The organism is Lysinibacillus sp. NPDC097287 (genome assembly GCF_044761695.1).
Lineage (GTDB): Bacteria > Bacillota > Bacilli > Bacillales_A > Planococcaceae > Lysinibacillus.
In genome coordinates, this window is the sequence record NZ_JBIWCX010000032.1 from 1 (window position 1) to 6,162 (window position 6,162).

General features: G+C 36.6%; 6 protein-coding genes. 5 read left to right on the forward strand and 1 reads right to left on the reverse strand.

The genetic code is table 11. The features are described 5' to 3' along the window. Positions 1-60 precede the first annotated feature (60 nt). Positions 61-984, forward strand: coding sequence for an ABC transporter ATP-binding protein (locus ACIQ2D_RS21705; protein ID WP_402867380.1), 924 nt, complete (start codon positions 61-63; stop codon positions 982-984). Between the two features lie 342 nt (positions 985-1,326). Here the strand turns inward: ACIQ2D_RS21705 and ACIQ2D_RS21710 are convergent, their stop codons facing one another. Continuing rightward, complete coding sequence (locus ACIQ2D_RS21710; RefSeq protein ID WP_402867381.1) at positions 1,327-1,485, reverse strand: hypothetical protein; 159 nt, start codon at positions 1,483-1,485, stop codon at positions 1,327-1,329. 382 nt (positions 1,486-1,867) lie between these two features. Between ACIQ2D_RS21710 and ACIQ2D_RS21715 the strand changes: the two genes are divergently transcribed. From ACIQ2D_RS21715 to ACIQ2D_RS21730, 4 genes are all read left to right on the forward strand, one after another. Further along, entirely contained in the window at positions 1,868-3,508 is a 1,641-nt protein-coding gene (locus ACIQ2D_RS21715; RefSeq protein ID WP_402867382.1) for a peptide ABC transporter substrate-binding protein, read from the forward strand. A 147-nt stretch (positions 3,509-3,655) separates the two neighbouring features. Next, on the forward strand, positions 3,656-4,588 hold the full coding sequence (locus ACIQ2D_RS21720; RefSeq protein ID WP_402867383.1) for an ABC transporter permease: 933 nt from the start codon (positions 3,656-3,658) through the stop codon (positions 4,586-4,588). Further along, entirely contained in the window at positions 4,585-5,505 is a 921-nt protein-coding gene (locus tag ACIQ2D_RS21725; protein WP_402867384.1) for an ABC transporter permease, read from the forward strand. The genes ACIQ2D_RS21720 and ACIQ2D_RS21725 overlap by 4 nt, the downstream gene beginning before the upstream one ends. A 13-nt stretch (positions 5,506-5,518) precedes the next feature. Beyond that, a partial coding sequence (locus ACIQ2D_RS21730) for an ABC transporter ATP-binding protein (RefSeq protein ID WP_402867385.1) occupies positions 5,519-6,162 on the forward strand: 644 nt, incomplete at its 3' end.

The following is a 6,162-nucleotide window of genomic DNA, read 5'->3' on the forward strand; positions in this document are numbered from 1 at the left end:
CACTACCGGATGCTGTCGCAAAACGCATCGAAGGATTTTTAGCAAAGGAGGCCCAATTCAATGGTTAATACTGCAAAAAAAATTCTCGAAATCAAGAACTTAAAACAATATTTCGGTTCTTCTAATAATGCTATTAAAGCGGTTGATGGCATAAGCTTCGACGTTTATGAAGGTGAAACACTGGGGCTTGTAGGTGAATCCGGTTGTGGTAAATCAACGACAGGACGGTCTATCATTCGTCTGTACGATATTACAGACGGCGAAATCATTTTTGACGGTATAAATGTTCATGGGCAAAAATCAAAAAATGAGCTAAAGCAATTTAATCGCCAAATGCAAATGATTTTCCAAGATCCATACGCTTCTTTAAATCCGCGTATGACTGCCGGTGAGATCATTAGTGAAGGTTTTCAAATTCATGGGCTTTATAAAGATAAAAAAGAACGACGTGAAAAAGTAAATCAACTACTTGAAGCAGTCGGTTTAAATAAAGAACATGCAAACAGGTATGCTCACGAGTTCTCTGGTGGCCAACGTCAACGTATCGGTATCGCTCGTGCATTGAGCTTAGATCCTAAGTTCATCATTGCAGATGAGCCCATTTCAGCGCTTGACGTATCAATCCAAGCACAAGTTGTTAACCTTTTAAAGCAACTGCAAAAAGAACGTGGCCTAACTTATCTTTTCATTGCCCATGACTTATCAATGGTGAAATATATTAGTGATAGAATCGCTGTTATGTATCGTGGTAAAATTGTGGAAATTGGAAAAGCAGATGATATTTATAATCACCCTGTTCATCCGTATACAAAATCATTACTTTCAGCAATTCCACTCCCAGATCCAATGTCAGAAAACCGGCGTCAACGAATACCATACAAACATACAGAGTTTGACGATAGAGAAACGTATCATACAGTTGGAGAACAGCATTATGTATATTGTACAGCCGATTTAGTAAACACCTGGGTTTCTGAAAGATGAAAAATTCAATATCCTTCCATTGGATTTTCTTCGATGGGGGATTTTTTATGTATTCTTTAAACAGAAATAAACGCATATCAACGTTTTCATCCTCAGAGTGCTTTTATTCTATGGCGCGGAAAATTCACTATGAGTAGTCCAACTTACATATTAAACGTTAAGCAAGTAATAACCTTAAACTCAATTATTTTCAAATAACAAATAACTCCAATTAAACTATATACACGAAAAAATGTCCATTTCACGACGTCGAAATGGACATTTTTTTATGTATCACTTTGTATTCACGACTCACTAATAAATTATATTAGTAACATTTAAACGCTATGTCAAATGCGTTTTTTATACAACAATTTTTATTAAAAAAACATGAACAACTATTCCCTCTCTTCCTTTTCCCATTTGAATACATTGCCCAAAAATAAATGCAGAAATCGTCAGATTCCCACCATTATCCAACACAGTGGATAAACGTTCAGACCAGAAATACTTATCTTTCATCAACATTATTCACCAACAACTTTAAAATTACCACTTTTTTCTACAAATTATGATTAATTCCTCGACGTCATACAAGTAGGACTTTTGATTCATTATTTATAAAAATGTTGTATTATCTGAAAAATAAGATTTTTTGTGTTGAATGTAGCATTTTTATATTTTTCCCTTTTTATTATTATAAATTTTTGAATTATATCATATTTTTATCTTTTTAATACTCTTTTATTCTAGTGAGTTAAATCATATATAGTTAACATTATACTAATTGTCAGATTATTATATACTAATTGGAATATTTTTTATTTTGTATACAAAGACTTTTTTGATATATTAAAAAAAGAGCTTCATAGAAAGCTTAATAATTATTTACGGGGGATTAAGTATGAATAAGAACAAAAAGTTTTTATTACTAACAGTACTTGCAGCCTTTTCACTAGTATTAGCTGCATGTGGCTTTGGTGGAGATTCGGCTGAAAAATCATCAGACGATAAAAAAGAATCTGGTTCATCTAAAGAGTTAAATTTAGTAATACCTTCTGAACCACCATCTTTGCATCCACAACTTGCAACAGATTCTACATCTAGTGCAGTACTAATTAACGTGTTTGAAGGTTTATACCGTTTAAACGCTGAAGGTACTCCAGAAGAAGCTATGGCTGAATCTGTTGAAATTAGCGATGATAAATTAACTTACACATTCAAATTACGTGATGCGAAATGGACGAACGGAGATCCAGTGGTAGCTGGCGATTTTGAATACGCTTGGAAATGGGCATTAAACCCAGAAAATCTTTCTGAATATGCTTCTGTATTCTATTCAATTAAAGGCTCTGAAGCTTACAACCTAGGAACAGGTTCTGTAGAAGAAGTAGGTATTAAAGCTGAAGACGATAAAACTTTAGTCGTTACTTTAGCAAATCCAACAGAATACTTCCTGGAATTAACAGCATTCAAAACTTTCTTACCTATCAACCAAAAAGTCGTTGAAAGCAATAAAGATTGGTATGCAGATGCTGGTGAAAACTACGTTACAAACGGTCCATTCACATTAGCTGATTGGAAACACAACGATTCATTGGTTCTTAAGAAAAACGCAGACTATTGGGATGCTGCAAACGTAGCTCTTGAAACAGTAAATATTGGTATGGTTGAAAATGAAGCAACTGCTGCAACAATGTTTAAAGGTGGAGAAATCGACTACTTAGGTACTCCATACCAAACAGTAGCACTTGACGCTATCGATGGTTTCAAAAAGGACGGTTCTTTACGAATCGAAGACTATGCAGCAATCTACTGGTATAAATTCAATACAACTAACGAATTTACGGGGAACGCTAACATCCGTAAAGCATTAACTTTAGCAATTGACCGTCAAGGCTTAATCGACAACATTATTAAAGGTGAACAAAAACCAGCTTTAGGTATGGTTCCACCTGCAATCAAAGGTTTTGAAGAAGATCGTGGTTACTACACTGATAACGATATCGAAGGTGCAAAAGCTGCACTTGAAGCTGGTATGAAAGAACTTGGTATAACTGATCCAAGCGAAATCAAAGTTAATATTTCTATGAATACAAGTGAAGCGCATGCTGCTATCGCTCAATTCATTCAAGAAGGCTGGAGCAAAAACCTTGGGATTACAATAGGTCTTGATAACTCTGAATGGCAAGTTTACTTAGAAAAACTTAACATGCTAGATTATCAAGTTGCTCGTATGGGTTGGATCGCTGACTACAACGACGCTTCTTCATTCTTAGAACAATACACTACAGCTGACAACGGTAACAATGATACTGGTTGGGAAAATGCTGAGTACAAAAAATTAATGGAACAATCTATTGTTGAAACAGACTCAGCAAAACGTTTAGACATCTTAAAACAAGCTGAAGCAATCGCAATGACTGAATTCCCAATTGCACCTATCTACTACTATACAAACTTATCAGTAGTAAACGAGAAAGTGTCAAACATGGATCCTGATCGACTTGGTAACATCCAACTTAAACATGTTGATGTAAAATAAAACTTTTCACAATTCATTTTTTGAAAATTTAGTTTAAACTCTATAGCTAGGAGCTGTCTCATAGCCTATTTAGGCCAGAGTCAGCTCCTTTGAAATACGAAAGCATATATTTGTCAGAAAATTGACAAATAGAAGGAGGAGTTTTAGATGATTAAATATTTTTTGAAAAGGCTGATGTATATACTTCTCGCGCTTTTCGTCATCGTTACGGTTACGTTTTTCTTAATGCGTCTCGCTCCAGGTAGTCCCTTTGCAAGTGAACGCAATTTCCCACCTCAAATTGAGGAGAAGTTAAACGAAACGTATGGATTAAATAACCCTTGGTATATTCAATATAAAGATTATTTAATCGATACGGCCACTTTCAATTTCGGTGAATCAATGAAATATAAAGCGCGCTCTACAAATGATATGATTGCGGAAAGTTTTCCAGTTTCTTTAACACTTGGGATTCAAGCTATGCTTTTGGCAGTTGGATTTGGTGTGTTAATAGGCGTATTTTCCGCGCTTTATCATAATAGGTTCCCGGATTATTTGGCAACGTCCTTTGCGGTACTCGGTATCTCTGTCCCATCATTCATTTTGGCCGGCTTAATGCAGTACTTCTTAGCATACAGACTCGGCTGGTTCCCAATAAGCGGATGGAAAGGCTTTGCGTATAGTATTCTGCCAGCACTAGCTATTGCCTTTACACATATGGGCTTTATCGCTAAATTAACACGTTCAAGTATGCTTGAACAAAATAATAGTGATTATGTAAAAATGGCCCGTGCCAAAGGTCTTGGTAAATGGACAGTCGTCTTCCGCCATACTTTGCGTAACGCCCTATTACCAGTTGTTACATACTTAGGCCCATTAACAGCAGGTGTTGTAACAGGTAGTTTCATCGTAGAACAAATTTTCGCAATCCCTGGTCTTGGTAAACACTTCGTTCAAAGTATTACAAATCGTGACTACACTGTCATTATGGGAACAACGGTGTTCTACTCAATCATCCTTTTATTTGCGGTATTAGTTGTCGATATTTTATATAGCATAATTGATCCGCGAATTAAGTTGAAAGGAGCGAAAAAATCATGACACTAAAACAGATAGACAAGGATATGTTTAAAATTGTCGGTGGTAACCATGAAGCTACTGAAAAACTCGCAGATACATCTGTTTCCTTCTGGAAGGAAGTATTCCTTCGTTTTACACAAAATAAAATGGCATTACTCGGTGTTATTGTGATAATTATGATTGTCTTAATGGCTACCTTTGTTCCAATGCTTTCACCATACAAAGCAAGTGATCAGCTTGGATTCTATAATGCTCCACCTTCTGCACAGTTCTGGTTTGGAACTGACGATTTAGGTCGTGATATTTTCGTTCGCGTTTGGGATGGCGCACGTATTTCCCTATTCATCGGGATTGCAGCAGCTGTCATTGACCTCATCATCGGTGTTCTTTGGGGAAGTATTTCTGGTTTGGCCGGCGGTCGTGTTGATAATATTATGATGCGTATTGCCGATGTTTTAACAGCGGTTCCTTACCTTTTAGTTGTAATTGTACTTCTAGTGGTTATGGAAGCTGGTATAATTCCCATGATTATCGCCCTTTCAATCACCGGCTGGATTAATATGGCTCGAATCGTCCGTGGGGAAGTATTATCAATTAAAAATCAAGAATACGTGCTTGCTGCTCGAACATTAGGTGCGAACACATGGCACTTAATCCTAAAACATTTAATTCCAAATGCACTTGGTGCAATTTTAGTAACTATGACGTTAACAATTCCAACTGCTATTTTCACAGAGTCATTCTTAAGTTATCTCGGTCTTGGTGTTCCAGCTCCAGATGCAAGTTGGGGAACAATGGCCTCTGAAGGAAATAAAGCGATTGCCAATGCACCTTGGCGTTTGATTTTCCCAGCAGTATTCATTTCTTTAACAATTTTCGCATTTAACGCTATTGGTGACGGTTTACGTGATGCACTCGATCCAAAACTACGTAAATAAGGAGGTGGCCGACATGAGTCAAACAATTTTAGAAGTGAAAGATTTAAAAGTAAATTTCAAAACATATGCAGGCCTTGTCCATGCAGTACGTGGAGTGAACTTCGATTTAAAAGAAGGTGAAACTCTTGCAATTGTTGGTGAGTCTGGATCAGGTAAAAGTGTTACAAGTAATGCACTAATGAAATTAATTCCACAGCCACCTGGTATTTATGAGTCTGGACAGATTTTATTTAATGGCCGTGATTTAATTCCGCTATCGGATAAAGAAATGTCAAAAGTACGCGGCAATGATATCGCCATGATTTTCCAAGACCCAATGACAAGCCTTAATCCCACTATGAAGGTCGGACGTCAAATAACTGAAGTTATTTTACAACACAAAAAAGTGTCAAAAGAAGATGCAAAGAAACGTGCAATAGAATTATTAACACAAGTTGGGATTCCATTCCCTGAAAAACGTTATAAGCAATATCCACACGAATTTTCAGGTGGTATGCGTCAGCGTGTTGTGATTGCCATTGCTCTAGCAGCCGACCCAAAGCTACTGATTGCCGATGAACCGACAACTGCCCTTGACGTAACAATACAAGCGCAAATATTAGAGTTAATGAAAGAAATCCAAAAAACGTCGAAAACATCGATTATTTTCATTACCCA